Origin of the sequence: Affinundibacterium flavidum, from assembly GCF_014284175.1 — a bacterium.
GTDB lineage: Bacteria > Pseudomonadota > Gammaproteobacteria > Burkholderiales > Burkholderiaceae_D > Undibacterium > Undibacterium flavidum.
The window spans coordinates 113,908-130,055 of the sequence record NZ_JACOGA010000010.1; the positions used below are offsets into that span (position 1 = coordinate 113,908).

The window sequence follows — 16,148 nt, forward strand, 5'->3', positions numbered from 1 at the left end:
TAATCACACGCACAATCAGACTTGTCGAATCGTATGCAAAAACAAAGAATCTGTATTTTAGGATCGACCGGGTCTATCGGTGTCTCGACGTTGGATGTGCTTGCGCGCCATCCCGAGCGTTATCAAGTTTTTGCATTGACTGCCCATACACAAATCCGTAAGTTAGCATCGCAATGCCAGCAATTCGAGCCGCAGTTTGCGGTGGTGGCTAATGCTCCACTGGCGCAGGAGTTGCGTGACTTGTTGGCGCAGTTTTCTTCAAAAACGCAAGTCTTACATGGTGCATCGGCTTTATGTGAAGTCGCAAGCGCCAACGATTGTGATGTCGTGATGGCCGCGATCGTCGGTGCGGCTGGTCTGCCTGCATCGCTCGCGGCTGCTCAGTCCGGTAAGCGTATCTTATTGGCGAACAAAGAAGCCTTGGTGATGTCAGGGCAATTGTTTATCGATGCGGTGGCGAAGAGTGGTGCGACCTTATTGCCGATTGATAGCGAGCACAATGCCATTTTTCAATGCTTGCCACATGGATATCAGAGAAATTTGGATGCAGGGGGGATAGCTAAGATTGTCTTAACTGCTTCTGGCGGCCCTTTCCTGAAACGTGATATTTCTACCTTAGCGCAAGTAACGGCAGCAGAAGCGATTGCGCATCCGAATTGGGTGATGGGACGTAAAATCTCCGTTGACTCCGCCACGATGATGAACAAAGGCTTAGAGGTTATCGAAGCCCATTGGTTGTTTGGTGCGCCAGCCGATAAAATCGATGTTCTGATTCATCCGCAAAGTTTGATTCATTCCATGGTCTCGTATGTGGACGGTTCATTGTTAGCGCAATTAGGTAATCCTGATATGCGTACGCCAATTGCCTACGGCTTGGCGTATCCAGAGCGCATCGCTTCTGGAGTTGAAGCATTGGACCTGAGTCAGTTCTTGCAATTAAATTTCTTTAAACCCGACTTTGAACGCTTCCCTTGTTTGCGTCTGGCTTATGACGCTCTGCGGGCTGGCGGTTCGGCCCCGACGATTTTGAATGCTGCCAATGAAATTGCAGTTGAAGCCTTCTTGAACGCGCAATTGGGATTTATGGACATAGAAAAAGTGGTCGCCGATACTTTAGGGAAGATTGCATCGCAAGCTTTGAATGCGCTTGACTCTATTCTTGAAATCGATCAGCAAGCGCGACGTGTCGCTTCGGATTTTGTCGCTAAGCGTGAGGTTTGAGATGGGCGGACACTTCTTGCAAACCATGCTGTCATTTGTATTCGCCCTCGGCATCCTGATTATCTTTCATGAGCTCGGTCATTTCTGGGTGGCACGACTATGCGGTGTGCGCGTGCTGCGCTTTTCAGTTGGTATTGGCAAACCATTGTGGATCAAAAAATTTGGTAATAGCGAAACTGAATGGACACTTTCGGCTATTCCATTAGGTGGTTACGTGAAGTTTTATGATTCGCGCGAAATCGACAATGCCACGCCAAGCGCGGCAGATCTTGCGGGAGACTTTTCCAAAAAGTCTGTCTGGCGAAGAATAGCCATCGTTGCCGCGGGGCCAGTTTTTAATTTTGTGTTGGCGATCATTTTGTTTTCTGCTTTGTTCATGCACGGTACTCCTGATCCAATTGCTAAGATTCGTGTAGCGTCGGACTCGTCAATCGCTTATCAAGCCGGTTTGCGTCATGGAGACACGATACAGACGATTAATGGTGAGACAGTGCAATCTTGGTCAGACATGCATTGGAAACTGCTGCAAGCAGGTATGGATAAGCAAGATGTACGAGTACAAGTGGCGCGCAAAAATACTGATCGTAGTACAAGCGAAGATCATTTGGAATTCAAGCTGCCTTTGACAAGGCTTAATCAGGCAGATTTCGAAGCGAATTTTTTGCAAAAAATGGGCATGGAATTTTTTCGCCCAGCGGCGATTTTAAAAGAAGTTGTACAAGGTGGACCTGCGAGTAAAGCAGGTTTGAAAGCGGGCGATCAGATTGTTCAAATTGATCAGCAACCGGTGTTGGATAGTCAGGCTTTCCGCGACATCGTCAACGCATCTCCGAATAAACCGTTGACGATGTTAGTGCACGGTTCAGGGCAAGAATTTGAAGTACTGGTGACTCCCGAAGCTGTGAGTGAAAATGGCAAGACGATAGGGCGCGTGCAGGTAGCGCCGCAATCAGATTTACAGATGACTAGCTTATCGTATTCAGCCCCGGAATCACTTTATCGTGGCGTGATTCGTACTTGGGATACCAGTGTATTAACCGTAAAAATGATAGGCAAGATATTAATTGGTGAAGTATCTTGGCGCAATATTACGGGGCCAATTACGATTGCGGATTTTGCAGGACAAACTGCTAGAGCTGGCTGGCTCACCTACTTACAATTCATTGCTTTGATTAGTATTAGTCTGGGAGTGATGAATTTGCTGCCTATACCTGTGTTAGATGGGGGGCATTTGTTGTATTATTCGCTGGAAGTTTTAATTGGGAAACCAATCCCGGAGAAATATGTAGAGATGGCGCAGCGAGGAGGGCTAACTGTGCTGTTGTGTTTAATGCTTGTTGCTTTTTTTAATGATATCGTCCGACAGATGTCATAATACGCAAGTTAACTATAGTTGTATTGTAGAAATTGCAATCAAGTAGAAATATTGAGACTGAAAAAACCCCAATGAAATTACCATTAGAGAATTTAACTTTGCCAGCATTTCCTCGCCACCTCCTCGCCACAGCCGCTTTAGCTTTGTGTTCCGGTCATGCTTTTGCAATAGAACCTTTTACGGTTAAAGAAATTCGTGTTGAAGGCTTACAAAGAACAGAAGCTGGTACAGTATTTAGTTATTTACCAGTACGCGTCGGTGAAGTATTTAACGATGCAAAAAGTATCGCTGCGATCAAAGCATTGTTTGCGACTGGTTTCTTTAAAGACGTACAAATTGAAGTCGAAGATGGTGTACTCGTTGTCTTGTTGGATGAGCGTCCAACTATTTCAACAGTGGATTTCACTGGCACCAAAGAATTTGAAAAAGATCAATTGGTCAAAGCCTTAAAAGATATCGGTGTTGGTGAAACCCGTATTTTTGATAAGGCGACAGTCGATCGTGCTGAACAAGAATTAAAAAAACAATATTTGTCACGTGGCCTATACGGCGCACAAATCACGACTACGATTACTCCTATTGAACGTAATCGTGTGAATGTGACTTTCGCTGTGGATGAAGGCGATGTTGCGAAGATCGCGCAAATTAATATTATCGGCAATAAAGCATTTTCTGACGGTGAATTGAAAGAAATGCTGGCCTTGAGTACACCAACCTGGTTTAGCTGGTATTCCAAAGCTGATCAGTATTCAAAGCAAAAATTGTCCGGTGACGTGGAAACGATACGTTCGTTTTATCAAAATCGTGGCTATCTGGAAATGCAGGTAACATCAACGCAAATCTCGATTACGCCAGATAAAAAACAAGTTTATATCACGCTGAATATTGATGAAGGTGACAAATATAAAGTCACGGACGTCAAAATTGAAGGTGACACTTTTGGACGTGAAGAAGAACTCGCTTCTCTCATGTTACTCAAGAAAAATGAAACCTATAACGCTGGTTTGCTGACCGCAAGTACGAAACGTATCTCTGATCGCATGGGCAATTTCGGTTACGCATTTGCGAATGTGGTAGCGAATCCTTTAGTGGACAAAGAAAAGAAAGAAGTCGCCTTCACAATTTTTGTTGATCCGGGTAAACGCGTTTATGTACGCCGTATTAATCTGGCGGGCAATACACGTACTCGTGATGAAGTTATTCGTCGCGAATTCAGACAGTTTGAAGGCTCATGGTATGACGGTGAAAAAATCAAAGTCTCACGTGATCGCGTTGAGTATTTAGGTTTCTTTAAAGAAGTTACGGTCGATACACCAGAGGTGCCCACGAGTATCGATCAGGTTGATGTCAATTTAACGGTGACCGAAAAGCCGACTGGTAACATCATGATTGGTGCTGGTTACTCCAGCGCCGAGAAAATTACGATTACAGGCTCGATTCAGCAAGTCAATGCCTTCGGTAGTGGCGATACTATTGGTCTTGACATCAATACCAGTAAGTACAATCGTACGATTGCCTTAACCCACGTTGATCCTTACGTAACCGATGATGGTATTAGCCGTAGTATTGACGCTTATATTCGTACCTCATTGCCACCGATAGGTTCGTATGGTTACTACCGTATTCAATCTTCTGGCGGCAATATTCGTTACGGTATTCCGTTTTCTGAATTAGATACAGTATTTTTTGGTATTGGTTTAGAACGTTCTAAAATTGATACTTATACCGATAGTCCGTATCGTTACTTGAAGTATGTTGCTGACTTTGGCGGTAAAGATATCATCAAAGATCCGACTAATGCTTTGTGGGGTGTGGGTACTGCTACCAACGATTCAATTCCTTTATCAGTGGCATGGCAACGTGACAGTCGTGATAATGTCATGACGCCATCGATTGGTCGTTATCAAAGGATTAATTTTGAACTATCTGCCTATGGCGAGTTCAAGTATTACCGCGCTATCTATAAACACGAGTACTTTAAGCCTATCTATCGCTCAGTAATTTTGGCGATGAATGGTGAGATTAACTATGGTCATGGTTTAGCTGGCAAACCATATCCGGTATTTAAAAACTTTTATGCTGGTGGCATTGGTTCTGTTCGCGGCTATGAACCTGGCTCTTTAGGAACAAAAGACCCACGTGGCGATACGCTGGGTGGCTCTACCCGCGTGGTAGGTAATGTAGAATTACAGATTCCATTCCCAGGTGCCGATAAATCCTTACGTTGGTTCACTTTCTTCGACGTTGGTAATGTGTTTGATGAAGGTCAGAAGATTCGTGCGCAAGATATGCGAACATCTGTTGGTATGGGTATTAGCTGGATTTCCCCAATGGGACCGCTGAAGTTGAGTTTCGGTAAGGCCTTAAACGCTAAGCCAGAAGATCGACGTCAGGGCTTCCAGTTCACCATGGGAACAGGGTTCTAAATTTGTCTATATTTTTGTTTCCGATGTGCTTGTCAGTTGCTTGTAGTTGCTTGTTGGTAAGTTGAAGTTTGTAATCTGGAGAATATTTTGAGTCAGCTATCTAATCCGTCCAAATTCATGCGCAATTTTTTGCTAGGCGCAGCTTCTTTGTTTGCTTTTGCACAAGTTCAAGCGCAGGATTTTAAAATTGCATTTTTTAACGGACAGCGTGTCTTAGATGAGTCCGTGCCTGCGAAGATAGCCTCTTCACGCATAGAGCAAGAGTTCTCTAAGCGTAAAAAGGAACTCGACGAAGTCAATGATCGTTTCCGTACTGCCTATCGTAAATACGAAAAAGATGCGCCATCCTTATCCGAAAGCGAACGTTTGCGTCGTCAGCGTGAACTGACTGAAATGGATCAAGATTTCAATCGTAAGCAACGTATTTACAATGAAGATTTGGCACAACGTCGTCAAGAAGAAGCGATTGCTTTAGGTGAGCGCGCTTTGAAAATCGTTCGTCAAATTGCCGAAGCAGAAAAAATTGATATCGTGGTCCAAGACGCCTCTTACGTGAATCCACGCATCGACATTACAGATAAAGTACTGAAAGCACTTTCCAAATAAAAATGACAAATAAAAGCATTCGACTAGGGGAGTTAGTCGATCGCTTCGGTGGTCAGTTAATTGGTAATCCTGATATTCAGGTCGTCGGCATTGCCCCATTAAGTGATGCGAGCGATCGTCATATCACCTTCCTCTCAAATTCCAAATTCAGATCGCAAGCGGAGAAAACGCAGGCGATCGCTTTGATTTTGTCTGAACAAGATCATCAGCAGATCGCTGACGCCTATCAAGGCGCGCGCATTATCACAGCAAACCCTTATGTGTATTTTGCCAAAGCTGCACAGTATTTTTTTGATTTAAATTCTGTCGCCGCCCCACAAGGTATTCATCCGTCAGCATGGGTCAGTTCGCAAGCAGAAGTTGCAGCGACTGCGAGTATTGCTGCGCATGTATCGATTGAGGCTGGTGCGCTTATTGGTGAACACGTAGTCATCGCTGCGGGTGTTTCAGTCGGTCGTGGTGTGGTGATTGGTGAAGACAGTCAAATCAATGCGAATGTCAGTATTTATAATGATTGCATTATCGGACAGCGTTGCATCATTCATTCTGGTGCAGTGATTGGTGCGGATGGTTTTGGTTTCGCGAATGAAAAAGGCAAGTGGATTAAAATCCCACAAACTGGTCGTGTAGTGATCGGTGATGATGTTGAGATCGGTGCGAATACCAGTATAGATCGCGGTGCCTTGGCCGATACCATTATCGAAAATGGTGTCAAACTCGACAATCAAATTCAAATCGGTCACAACTGCCATATTGGTGAAAATACCGCAATGGCGGGTTGCGTTGGCGTAGCCGGTAGTGCCAAGATCGGCAAGAATTGCACTTTTGGAGGTGCTGCCATGGTCTTGGGTCATTTGACCATCGCCGATAATGTGCATATCTCTTCCGGCAGTATGGTGTCTCGTTCAATTCATGAACCAGGACAATACACAGGTTTTTATCCTTTGGCGAAGAATGCTGATTGGGAAAAAACAGCCGTCATTGTACGCAATCTCGACAGTATGCGCGATAAGCTTAAGCAACTAGAGAAGACAGTTAAAGCACAGGTGTCTACTACATTAATTCAAGATTTAAATACCTCTAACTCAGAAGAATAGTATGGAAAATATCGACAAAACCCTAGACATTAATCAGATCAAACAATATCTGCCACATCGCTATCCGATGTTGTTGGTTGATCGTGTGTTGACTTGGGAAAGTGGTAAAACAATTACCGCTATCAAGAATGTCACAGCTAATGAAGAATTCTTCAATGGACACTTCCCGAATAAACCTGTGATGCCTGGTGTTTTGATGGTTGAGGCGATGGCGCAGACTGCGGCGATTTTGTCATTTCTGACGATGGGCAAAAAGCCAGATGAAAATACGATTGTGTATTTTGTCGGTATTGATAATGTTCGCTTCAAGCGTCCAGTGGGTCCTGGCGATCAGTTAAAAATGGACGTAGAAATTTTGCGTGTGGCACGTGGCATTTGGAAATACAAAGCGGTAGCAACAGTCGATGGTCAATTGGCGGTAGAAGCCGAATTGATGTGTACTTTACGCAGTACTGGCGACGACGTAAAGCCAGCAGCGGCAACTTCTGGCGAAACTCCTACAGGAGCATAATCATGGCTATTCATTCCACCGCAATCATTGATCCAAAAGCACAACTCGATTCCAGTGTCGAAGTCGGTGCCTATTCAATTATTGGTCCAAATGTGCGTATCGATGCCGGTACCAAGATAGGTCCACATGTGGTGATTGAAGGCCATACGACCATCGGTAAAGATAATCAGTTCTTTCAATTTTCATCGATAGGGGCGGCTCCGCAAGACAAGAAATATGCGGGCGAGCCAACGCTGCTAGAAATCGGTGACCGCAATGTCGTGCGTGAATTTTGTACCTTCAATCTGGGTACCGTGCAGGACGGTGGTGTTACGCGGGTCGGTAGCGATAACTGGATTATGGCTTATGTGCATATCGCCCATGATTGCCACGTCGGTAATCGCACGATTTTTGCCAACAATGCGGCCTTGGCGGGGCATGTCCATATCGGCGATTGGGTGATTCTCGGTGGCTTTTCGAATGTGCATCAATTCTGCAAAATCGGAGCACATGCGATGGTCGGTATGAGCACTAGCTTGACGCAAGATGTGCCGCCGTTTGTGATCTTGAATGGCAATCCTGCGGCAGCGCACGGTATCAATATCGAAGGCTTGAAGCGTCGTGGCTTTAGCCGCGAGCAAATTTCTGCGATACGTCAGGCGTACAAAACTTTATACAAATCGGGTTTGACTTTGGACGAAGCAAAAGCTGAGCTGGATAAGGAAATAGCAGCGCAAACGGCTGAAATCGCTGAACACATTTCTTCGTTCCGCCAATTCCTTGATACGTCTACGCGCGGTATTGTGCGTTAATCACCGTGTATCAATTATTGTGACTCGACCCATCATCTCTATGGTCGCCGGAGAAACCTCTGGCGATATGTTAGCAGCCCGTTTGTTATCGGGCTTGCGTCCGCAATTGCCTGAGTCTTTGATGCACGGGATAGGTGGTAAGCACATGGCGGAATATGGATTTCAGAGCGATTTTCCTATGGAAAAACTCTCGGTCCGTGGCCTGTTTGAAGTCTTGCGGCATTATCGTGAGATCTCTGGCATTCGTAAACAATTGATGGCGCAATTATTGGATGAAAAGCCTGATGTGTTTATTGGTGTCGATGCGCCTGATTTTAATTTGGCTTTGGAAGTTCAACTCAAGCGCGCAGGCATTCCGACTATGCATTACATTAGCCCGTCCATTTGGGCATGGCGTGGTGGCAGGATCAAGAAGATTGCTGAAGCGGTTTCGCACATGTTGGTGATCTTTCCTTTTGAAGAAGAAATTTATCGTAAAGCAGGCATTCCTGCGACCTATGTTGGCCACCCTTTAGCGCAAGTGATTGCTATGGAGCCAGATGTTGAGGCAGCGCGAGAAGAGCTCGGTTTAGAGTTAGATGCTCGCGTTGTGACGATACTGCCGGGCAGTCGCATGTCGGAGATTAAATACAATACGGCTGCGTTTATCGCAACCGCTAAATTGCTCTTGCAACGCGACCCACATCTGCAGTTTTTGGTGCCTATGGTCGGAACCAAACAACGTGCTTACTATTCGGAATTAGTCTTGGCAGCGCAGTTAGATGAAGTGCCAATTTTACTGATGGAAGGCAAATCACACACCGCGATTGCGGCTGCAGATGTCGTATTGGTGGCATCGGGAACGGCATCGCTGGAAGTAGCATTATTTAAGAAACCGATGGTCATCGCTTACAAAATGATGGCGGCATCCTGGCATGTTTTAAAGCACATGGGCTATCAGCCATGGATAGGTTTGCCAAATATTATGGCAGAAGATTTTTTGGTGCCGGAATTTTTGCAATCCGCAGCGACGCCGCAAAATATGGCAGATGCGCTTTGGCAGCAACTCAATGATGTAGCATTGCAAAAGCGTTTAAAGCAGCGATTTACCGACATGCATCACGAATTGCTGCGTGACACCGCTGGCATCTCTGCGCAGGCGGTACTCAATCTTATTCACCATCGCTAAGTTATTCGCTTAAGCACGCTTAAGCGTTTTTCACATTGTTGAACATAACATTTTAATTGGTGTTCAAATTCAGCTGGAAGTTTTTCATCATGTATATCGACTCACACTGTCATATTAATTTTCCCGAGTTGGCAGCACGTATGCCTGAATTGTTGCAACGCATGGAAGACAATGGTGTGACTTATGCGCTGTGCGTTTCAGTCGATTTGCCTGATTTTCCGCAGGTTTTGGCTTTGGCTGAACAGTATCCGCATATTTACGCTTCAGTTGGGGTGCATCCTGATTATGAAGATACAGAAGATCCTAGTGCTGAGCGTTTGGTCGAATTATCGCAACATCCTAAGATCATCGCGATTGGCGAAACAGGCTTAGATTATTTTCGACTTAAGGGCGATTTGGAATGGCAGCGTGAACGTTTTCGCCAACATATCCGGGCATCGCGTTTGAGTCGCAAACCCTTGATTATTCATACCCGTGCGGCGTCGGAAGATACGATACGAATTATGCGGGAAGAGGGCGCGGGTACCGATCAAGGCGGCGTCGCGGGCGTCATGCATTGCTTTACTGAGTCTTTGGAAGTTGCGCAGGCAGCGGTTGAGATGGGCTTTTATATTTCCTTCTCTGGTATTTTGACATTCAAAAGCGCGAAAGATTTACAGGCTGTGGCGAAAGCCTTGCCAATCGAGCGTATCTTGATAGAAACTGATTCGCCGTATCTCGCGCCGGCTCCACATCGCGGCAAAATGAATGAACCGAGTTTTGTGAAACATGTCGGTGAATTTTTAGCGGACCTAAAACAATTGCCGTTGGCGCAGGTGCAGGAACAAACGACGAAAAATTTTTTCGATCTCTTTCAGTTTGCACAAAAAAATTAAGGCAGAAGAAAAATCCATGCGCTACTTGAGCTTCTTTACGGTTTGGATTTCATTACTGCTCTTCGCGCCAATGTCATGGGCGCAATCGTCATCATTTTCTGTCGCAGAACAAATTATTCGCGCTGCCAGATTTGACGATGTCAGTGCCATCAAAAAACACGCAGAGCAGCAAGGCGATATTAATCTCGCAGAAACAGATCGTGGCGAAACTTTATTGATGATCAGCGTACGAGAAAACTCACAACGAGTTTTTGAGTACTTGCTACAGCATCCAAAAATTCAACTCGATCAACGCGCAAAGAATGGCGATACAGCGATTATGTTGGCTGCCTACCTCGAACAAAAAGACACGGTACAGCGCCTCATTGATGCCGGTGCGCAAGTCAATCAACAAGGTTGGACCGCATTGCATTATGCAGCGGTTGTCGGCAATCTTGATATCGTCGAATTACTGATAGCGCACTATGCCTACATAGATGCTGAGACGCCAAATAAGACCACGCCCATCATGCTAGCAGCGCGCCGAGGCGAAATGAGCATGGTTAGATTTCTGATTGCTGAAGGTGCGGATATTTCTTTAAAAAATATGCTGGGCTGGACTGCTTACGATTTCGCAGTGGAATCTGAACGGCGTGAGATTGCCGCGATGTTAAAAGAATTGATGCAGGCAAGAGCAACGGAACGCAAATAAATTTGTGGATTGCGATGAACTCTAAATTGCGCCGATTTCTGTTGATTCTAAGCTTGTTATCGACAGCTTGTGGTGCTCCTAAGACCGATACATTGAAGTCTGATACTTCGATCGACAAGCTAAAAGCGCTAGGAAAAATAGATAGTAACTCTGATCAACCGGCGATAGTGAAGCCCAATGTGAAATCCAATGCAAAAACCTTAGTTGCCTACCAACTTGAATTTGCCACACATCTGTCCCGTGTCAATGCGGCGAAGATCTATACCGGCAATCCACAAGCCTTGTTACGTTCGGTGATCGTGTTGAGATTTACTTTGGATGCACATGGGCATTTACTTAGTAAAGCCATCGTACGAAGCAATAAGGACAGGGAAACGGAAACAAGCGCTTTATCCAGCTTAGTCAATGCACAGCCATTTCCAATGCCGTCAGCACTACTCTTGAAACAGGGTAAGCTCGATATGGTTGAAACTTGGTTGTTTAATTCGGATGGACGTTTTCAATTAAGGACTATCGCTTTGCCACAAGCAAATCAGTGAGTGACTAGACTTGTATTTCCATCAAATCACTTCCGACTAGGATTTCGCCGTCGAAATAAGGACGCACCGCATTGAGCCACACGCTATCATCCAAATAAGGGTAGCCGCCGGGAACAAAATGCGATAACACGAGTTTCTTTACCTTCGCTGCGGTCGCAACACGTCCAACTTGTTCTGCTGTGCTATGACTGGCAAGCAAATGTTCTTTCAAGCGCGTCGCATTGGGTTCGGTAGCGAGTAGTTGATCTAGGGATGGTGTATGCATAATTTCATGCACTAATACGTCAGCACCTTGTGCCAAGCGCACCAGATTTTCTGAATAACTAGTATCGCCAGAAATTACAATAGATTTTCCCTGATGCTCAAACCGGTAAGCAAATGCAGGCGTCACTGGTGGATGTACGACTTGCGCTGCAGTGACTTTTACCTGTTGATTTTGCATAACAAGACCTCCGTCCTTGAGCTCGTGCGGAACAATCAAAGACTTGAGTGGGTGTCGACCTTCATCCTGTATGCGAGTCTTAATGTCAAATTCATTCAACGCTAAGAATTGCTGTGTCATGCGTTTTATCGGCGCAGGTCCGTAAGTATCGATACGATGGTCGAGATCTGCTGCCCATGCTAGCAGCATCAAATTGCCATAGTCGGCATTGTGATCGGAGTGATGATGGGTCAAAAATACATGGCGTATCGCAGATAACTTGATGCCTGCTTTGATGATTTGTTGCGCAAGGCCGTTGCCACAGTCGATCACGTAAGCTTCGCCATCGATGAGTATCATCTGTGCGGGTGCAGCACGATTTTTCTTAGGAGTTGGTCCGCCCGCAGTTCCCAATAGTATTAATCGCATTCCCGGTGCCGCTGGGGCGTTGGCGAATCCGGCTTGAGACAGCAAAGTCATGCCGGTTGCAAGGGCTGTGTGCTGCAAAAATTGACGGCGTGATTTCATAGCGAAGAAAGTAATTAAATTGCGGTAAAGATAACTTGCATCATGCCATAGATTATCTGTATGAAATATGCTCTGACAATCTGAATGTCGCAGTAATTCAATTGCGCATTTTTACTCCAGAAATCACAGGTTTTGTCTCTATTTTTTGTCTTTCATCGGATAATACGCGAACTTTATTGGATGCTTGCTTATGCTGAGCAACATCTAATCCACGGAGAATAAAATGTTAACCAGTCTTTTCTTTATTGCGCGCATCACTTTCGGTTGGGGCTTCGCGGTTTTCTTTGTACTAATGTCCTTGATGGAGTTGCTGTTCAGAGTCAATCATATTCGTGGTGTCGAATTACTACCTATCGGTGCTGGTTTGTTTGCGATGATAGGCGCGTTTTCGCATATACGTCGGGTACGCCTGATTACGATGGATGTGAACGCCAGCACTTTATCGAATCGTCAACGACGCCAGATTGAAATCCCATTAGACGCAAATGCTGCGTTTGCGTTGATCGAAGCGGCGATTAAAGAACTGCCGGGCGTAGAACGCGTAGAAAGTGCGGCTGATAGCTTGCAACTGCGCGCTAAGGTCAAGCGCATTCATCCATATCATAGTGATTTCTTGAGTGAATCGAGGCTGTTTAGTTGGTTAGAGAGTGGTAATAATCAAATTTTAGCAACGGTCTCACCAGGTACGGATATTTGCAGCGTCACGATGATTTGTGAGCCTGATCGTGCGGCTTGGACTGATTGGTTTTTGGTCGATAACGGTACCAATCTCGAGAATGCAGAAGCCTTGGGGCGCGCGATTTCACGTCGTATCGCCGATAGTCGCAAACAAGAAAAAGCGAGCGCTCAACAAACGGTGACTGAGAAAGAACTTACTGTCGCCAAACTGAATCTCTTACATGCACAGGTTGAGCCGCATTTTTTGTATAACACCTTGGCGAGCGCACAATTATTGACGCGCTCCGATCCTGCCAGTGCCGATATCATGTTGGGCAATTTGATCACCTATTTGCGTCATTCCTTACCCAAAACCGAAGACGCACCATCGACGATCGGTGCTGAGTTAGAGCGTGCCAAAGCTTACCTCGACATCATGAAGATTCGTATGGGCTCACGTTTGAATTTTCAGATTGAAGTGCCTGATTATTTGAAGCCAGTTTTATTCCCAACTATGATGATGCAAACCTTGGTCGAGAATGCGATTAAGCATGGTTTGGAACCGAAGACCGGCGGCGGTACGATTTGGATCTTGGCACGTGCGCATGAAAACAATGTGGCCGTGACAATTGCCGACGATGGTCGTGGATTTAGTGCTGAAGGTGCTGGAACTGGTATAGGTTTAAGGAACGTACGTGAACGCTTGCGCCTGGCTTATGGGAATAACGCTAACTTCCATATCGTCGCGAATTTCCCTAGTGGCGTGGCTGCGACGATTACCGTCCCAACTAGTTTTTTGCAGGGAGAATAAGATGCCTAAATGTGTCGTAGCCGAAGACGAAAGTCTGTTGCGCGAAGCCTTGCTTGAACAATTGAATAAAGCTTGGCCGAATTTAGAAATTGTCGCCGCCTGTGACGACGGTGCCAGCGCACTTGAAGCGATCATCGAAAATCAACCTGATGTCGCTTTCCTTGATATTCGCATGCCGGGTTTGACGGGGATAGAAATTGCCGAAGCCATGAAAGAAAGTAGTCCGCATACGCAGATTGTTTTCGTGACGGCATATGACCAATATGCGATAGATGCGTTCGATAAGGGTGCGGTGGATTACCTGCTTAAACCTGTGACTTATGATCGCTTGTCTGCCACTGTGCAACGTTTGCAAAATCGGGCGATGAAAGACCTCAATGCGGTTTCGAGTTTGCTGCAACAATTAAATTTGGGTGGCGCCAAGAATTTACAAACGGCATTTCAAGGTACTCAGAAAAACGAGCCCTTGGTGTGGTTGACCGCCAGCTCAGGAGCAGAAACCAAATTGATTATGGTCGATGACGTTGCTTATTTTAAAGCCGACAATAAATACACAGTTGTCATGACGGCGGAAGGTGAATCCCTGTTACGCAAACCCATACGTGAATTACTAGAATTACTCGATTCGAATATCTTCAAACAAATTCACCGATCCACCATCGTCAATCTGAAAGCGATCGCTTCGATTGCGCGCGACGATACAGGTAAGGGCATCGTCAAATTAAAAACACGACCAGAGACCTTAACAGTCAGCCAGCCCTTTATGGTTTTATTCCGCAATATGTGAGGTCATCATGCTTGTTTCAGCAAATTCTGCCAAAGAATCTCACTGGCAGTGGCGGCGTGCCGCCTTGAGTTTTCTGGCGCTATCCGCTGCGGTGCCAGTTGACGTCTTAGAGGAGCGTGATCAACATGGTACATATCGATTTACGCGCGGCCGTCATAAATATTATGGTATTGGATCCTTGGTAATCTTCTTCGCGATTTTTTCTGGGTATGGCATGGGACACATGCTCGCGACTATGAGTACGATCTCGGCGTGGGGTGCTGTTTTTGCAGGAGTTATTTGGGCGGCATTTCAATGGTGTTTAGAACGGCAAATGCTCATTAGCATCCGTGCCGATGCTGCGTGGTGGAAGAAGTTATTCGGCTTAAGCTGGCGCGGATTGCTGGCATTGTTATCTGCATCGACGATGGTGTATCCCTTCTTTGTTGAAAGTAATCGCGCTGAAATTGATGTCAAAGTAGGTGAGATGGCGCGGACGCGTTTGATTGATAATATGCAGTCTGCGCAATTAGCCGTTGGTTTGCCAGCATTGCGTAATGATGCGACCCGTGTGGATGGTGCAATTAAACAAGTTGATTTGCTGCTTGCCGGTGAACCACCTGATTTGGCCGCGTATCGACAAAGAGCCAAAGTGTGCTGGCAAGCTTTTGCTAAAACAGATATTGCCTTGCAGCGCCAATTGCGCCCCTTATTGGCGCAGAAAAATAGCAACACGCCAGACGCCTTATTAGATGCGAAGATAGCCGCATTAAATCAAAAGCTGAATGCGGCAAAAGCGCCATGTCAAAGCGCCGACAGTGTTGTGATGAATAAGCTGCTGGAATGGAAACAACAGAAAAACGCCGAGAAGAAAGTGCTACTCGCTGAGCAAAAACAAGTGCAAACGCATATTGGCGAAGCAAAGCAAAAAGAGATCGCGCTGAGCGAATCGCAAGAGAAAAAAATTACTCTCGCTGCACAATCAGGTTTTGCTGCTGATTTTGCCGCCGTGGCCGATTTAGTTCGTAATGATGCGAATCGACGTTTTCAATTGATCTGGTGGTTGACTTGGTTTTTTGCGATTGAAATGGTAGCGATTTTAGTGAAATTTACATCGACGACCGATGTTGATTTGAAATTCAATAGTATGGAAATTGCCACGCAAGATCAGATTGCTGAACAACTACAAACACAACAAGAGCAAATCGCAATCAGACGCTTGCAAGCGAGTATGCAAGCAAAAGGTGAGCAAGCGGTGTGGCTTGCAGATGATGGTCAATTGGCGCAAACACGTGTTCGTTTGGAGCAAGTGCTTGAGACGCAGTTGCATCAGCAACTAAAAGAAATGGATGCTGAGTTGCGTTTGAATGTCGAAGCATTGAAATTACATCTGTTACAGCTCGAAGCGATTCAGCAATTGAAGAATGCGTCTGGTGTTTTGAACGCGGGAAGTGTTGATCCGCGTATTGAGAATATGGTGCAAGAAACGATTACGAAGATATTGGATAGCCTATCTGGTTTGCAGCGATCAGCAGTCAAGGTTTGATGGTGCTTGACTGTCTGGTTTGTCATATCCGCGAAGAACTTGCCATCGAATGTTTAAGTCGGGAACAGGCTCTTCGCGGGAACAGCAGGAAAATTCAATCTGAGATTTGTATTGAGTCA

General features: G+C 45.6%; 15 protein-coding genes. 14 read left to right on the forward strand and 1 reads right to left on the reverse strand.

Annotated elements, in window-relative coordinates:
* Positions 1–33 precede the first annotated feature (33 nt).
* The 11 genes from ispC (at position 34) to H8K55_RS12110 (ending at position 11,300) form a co-directional block, all read left to right on the forward strand.
* Positions 34–1,221, forward strand: coding sequence for a 1-deoxy-D-xylulose-5-phosphate reductoisomerase (ispC, locus tag H8K55_RS12060; RefSeq protein ID WP_186942322.1), 1,188 nt, complete (start codon positions 34–36; stop codon positions 1,219–1,221).
* A 1-nt stretch (position 1,222) separates the two neighbouring features.
* Positions 1,223–2,596 (forward strand): RIP metalloprotease RseP, encoded by a 1,374-nt coding sequence (gene rseP, locus H8K55_RS12065; protein ID WP_186942323.1) that lies wholly within the window; start codon positions 1,223–1,225, stop codon positions 2,594–2,596.
* Between the two features lie 71 nt (positions 2,597–2,667).
* Complete coding sequence (bamA, locus tag H8K55_RS12070; RefSeq protein WP_186942324.1) at positions 2,668–5,022, forward strand: outer membrane protein assembly factor BamA; 2,355 nt, start codon at positions 2,668–2,670, stop codon at positions 5,020–5,022.
* Between the two features lie 87 nt (positions 5,023–5,109).
* Positions 5,110–5,628 carry an OmpH/Skp family outer membrane protein gene (locus H8K55_RS12075; RefSeq protein ID WP_230408585.1) on the forward strand — a complete coding sequence of 173 codons (519 nt, stop codon included), beginning with the start codon at positions 5,110–5,112 and terminating at the stop codon, positions 5,626–5,628.
* A gap of 2 nt (positions 5,629–5,630) precedes the next feature.
* On the forward strand, positions 5,631–6,725 hold the full coding sequence (gene lpxD / locus H8K55_RS12080; RefSeq protein WP_186942325.1) for a UDP-3-O-(3-hydroxymyristoyl)glucosamine N-acyltransferase: 1,095 nt from the start codon (positions 5,631–5,633) through the stop codon (positions 6,723–6,725).
* Position 6,726: 1 nt separating this feature from the next.
* Positions 6,727–7,236 (forward strand): 3-hydroxyacyl-ACP dehydratase FabZ, encoded by a 510-nt coding sequence (gene fabZ, locus H8K55_RS12085; RefSeq protein WP_186942326.1) that lies wholly within the window; start codon positions 6,727–6,729, stop codon positions 7,234–7,236.
* Positions 7,236–8,027, forward strand: coding sequence for an acyl-ACP--UDP-N-acetylglucosamine O-acyltransferase (gene lpxA / locus H8K55_RS12090; protein WP_186942417.1), 792 nt, complete (start codon positions 7,236–7,238; stop codon positions 8,025–8,027). The genes fabZ and lpxA overlap by 1 nt, the downstream gene beginning before the upstream one ends.
* Positions 8,028–8,046: 19 nt before the next feature.
* Positions 8,047–9,195 carry a lipid-A-disaccharide synthase gene (gene lpxB, locus H8K55_RS12095; RefSeq protein ID WP_329605032.1) on the forward strand — a complete coding sequence of 383 codons (1,149 nt, stop codon included), beginning with the start codon at positions 8,047–8,049 and terminating at the stop codon, positions 9,193–9,195.
* Positions 9,196–9,284: 89 nt separating this feature from the next.
* Positions 9,285–10,070 carry a TatD family hydrolase gene (locus H8K55_RS12100; protein WP_186942327.1) on the forward strand — a complete coding sequence of 262 codons (786 nt, stop codon included), beginning with the start codon at positions 9,285–9,287 and terminating at the stop codon, positions 10,068–10,070.
* Between the two features lie 16 nt (positions 10,071–10,086).
* Positions 10,087–10,761: an ankyrin repeat domain-containing protein gene (locus tag H8K55_RS12105; RefSeq protein ID WP_186942328.1), complete on the forward strand. Its 675-nt coding sequence runs from the start codon at positions 10,087–10,089 to the stop codon at positions 10,759–10,761.
* Positions 10,762–10,775: 14 nt separating this feature from the next.
* Positions 10,776–11,300, forward strand: coding sequence for an energy transducer TonB family protein (locus H8K55_RS12110; RefSeq protein WP_186942329.1), 525 nt, complete (start codon positions 10,776–10,778; stop codon positions 11,298–11,300).
* A 4-nt stretch (positions 11,301–11,304) separates the two neighbouring features.
* Here H8K55_RS12110 and H8K55_RS12115 read toward each other — a convergent pair whose 3' ends face one another.
* A complete protein-coding gene (locus H8K55_RS12115) occupies positions 11,305–12,249 on the reverse strand; it encodes an MBL fold metallo-hydrolase (protein WP_186942330.1) in 945 nt (314 codons plus the stop codon).
* Positions 12,250–12,472: 223 nt separating this feature from the next.
* Here H8K55_RS12115 and H8K55_RS12120 point away from each other — a divergent pair, with 223 nt between their 5' ends.
* Genes H8K55_RS12120 through H8K55_RS12130 form a run of 3 tightly spaced genes read left to right on the forward strand, consistent with a single transcriptional unit; the run spans position 12,473 to position 16,029 of the window.
* Entirely contained in the window at positions 12,473–13,717 is a 1,245-nt protein-coding gene (locus tag H8K55_RS12120) for a sensor histidine kinase (RefSeq protein WP_186942331.1), read from the forward strand.
* 1 nt (position 13,718) lies between these two features.
* Positions 13,719–14,504 carry a LytR/AlgR family response regulator transcription factor gene (locus H8K55_RS12125; RefSeq protein ID WP_186942332.1) on the forward strand — a complete coding sequence of 262 codons (786 nt, stop codon included), beginning with the start codon at positions 13,719–13,721 and terminating at the stop codon, positions 14,502–14,504.
* A gap of 7 nt (positions 14,505–14,511) precedes the next feature.
* Positions 14,512–16,029, forward strand: a complete 1,518-nt coding sequence (locus tag H8K55_RS12130) for a DUF4407 domain-containing protein (RefSeq protein ID WP_186942333.1) — start codon at positions 14,512–14,514, stop codon at positions 16,027–16,029.
* Positions 16,030–16,148 lie beyond the last annotated feature (119 nt).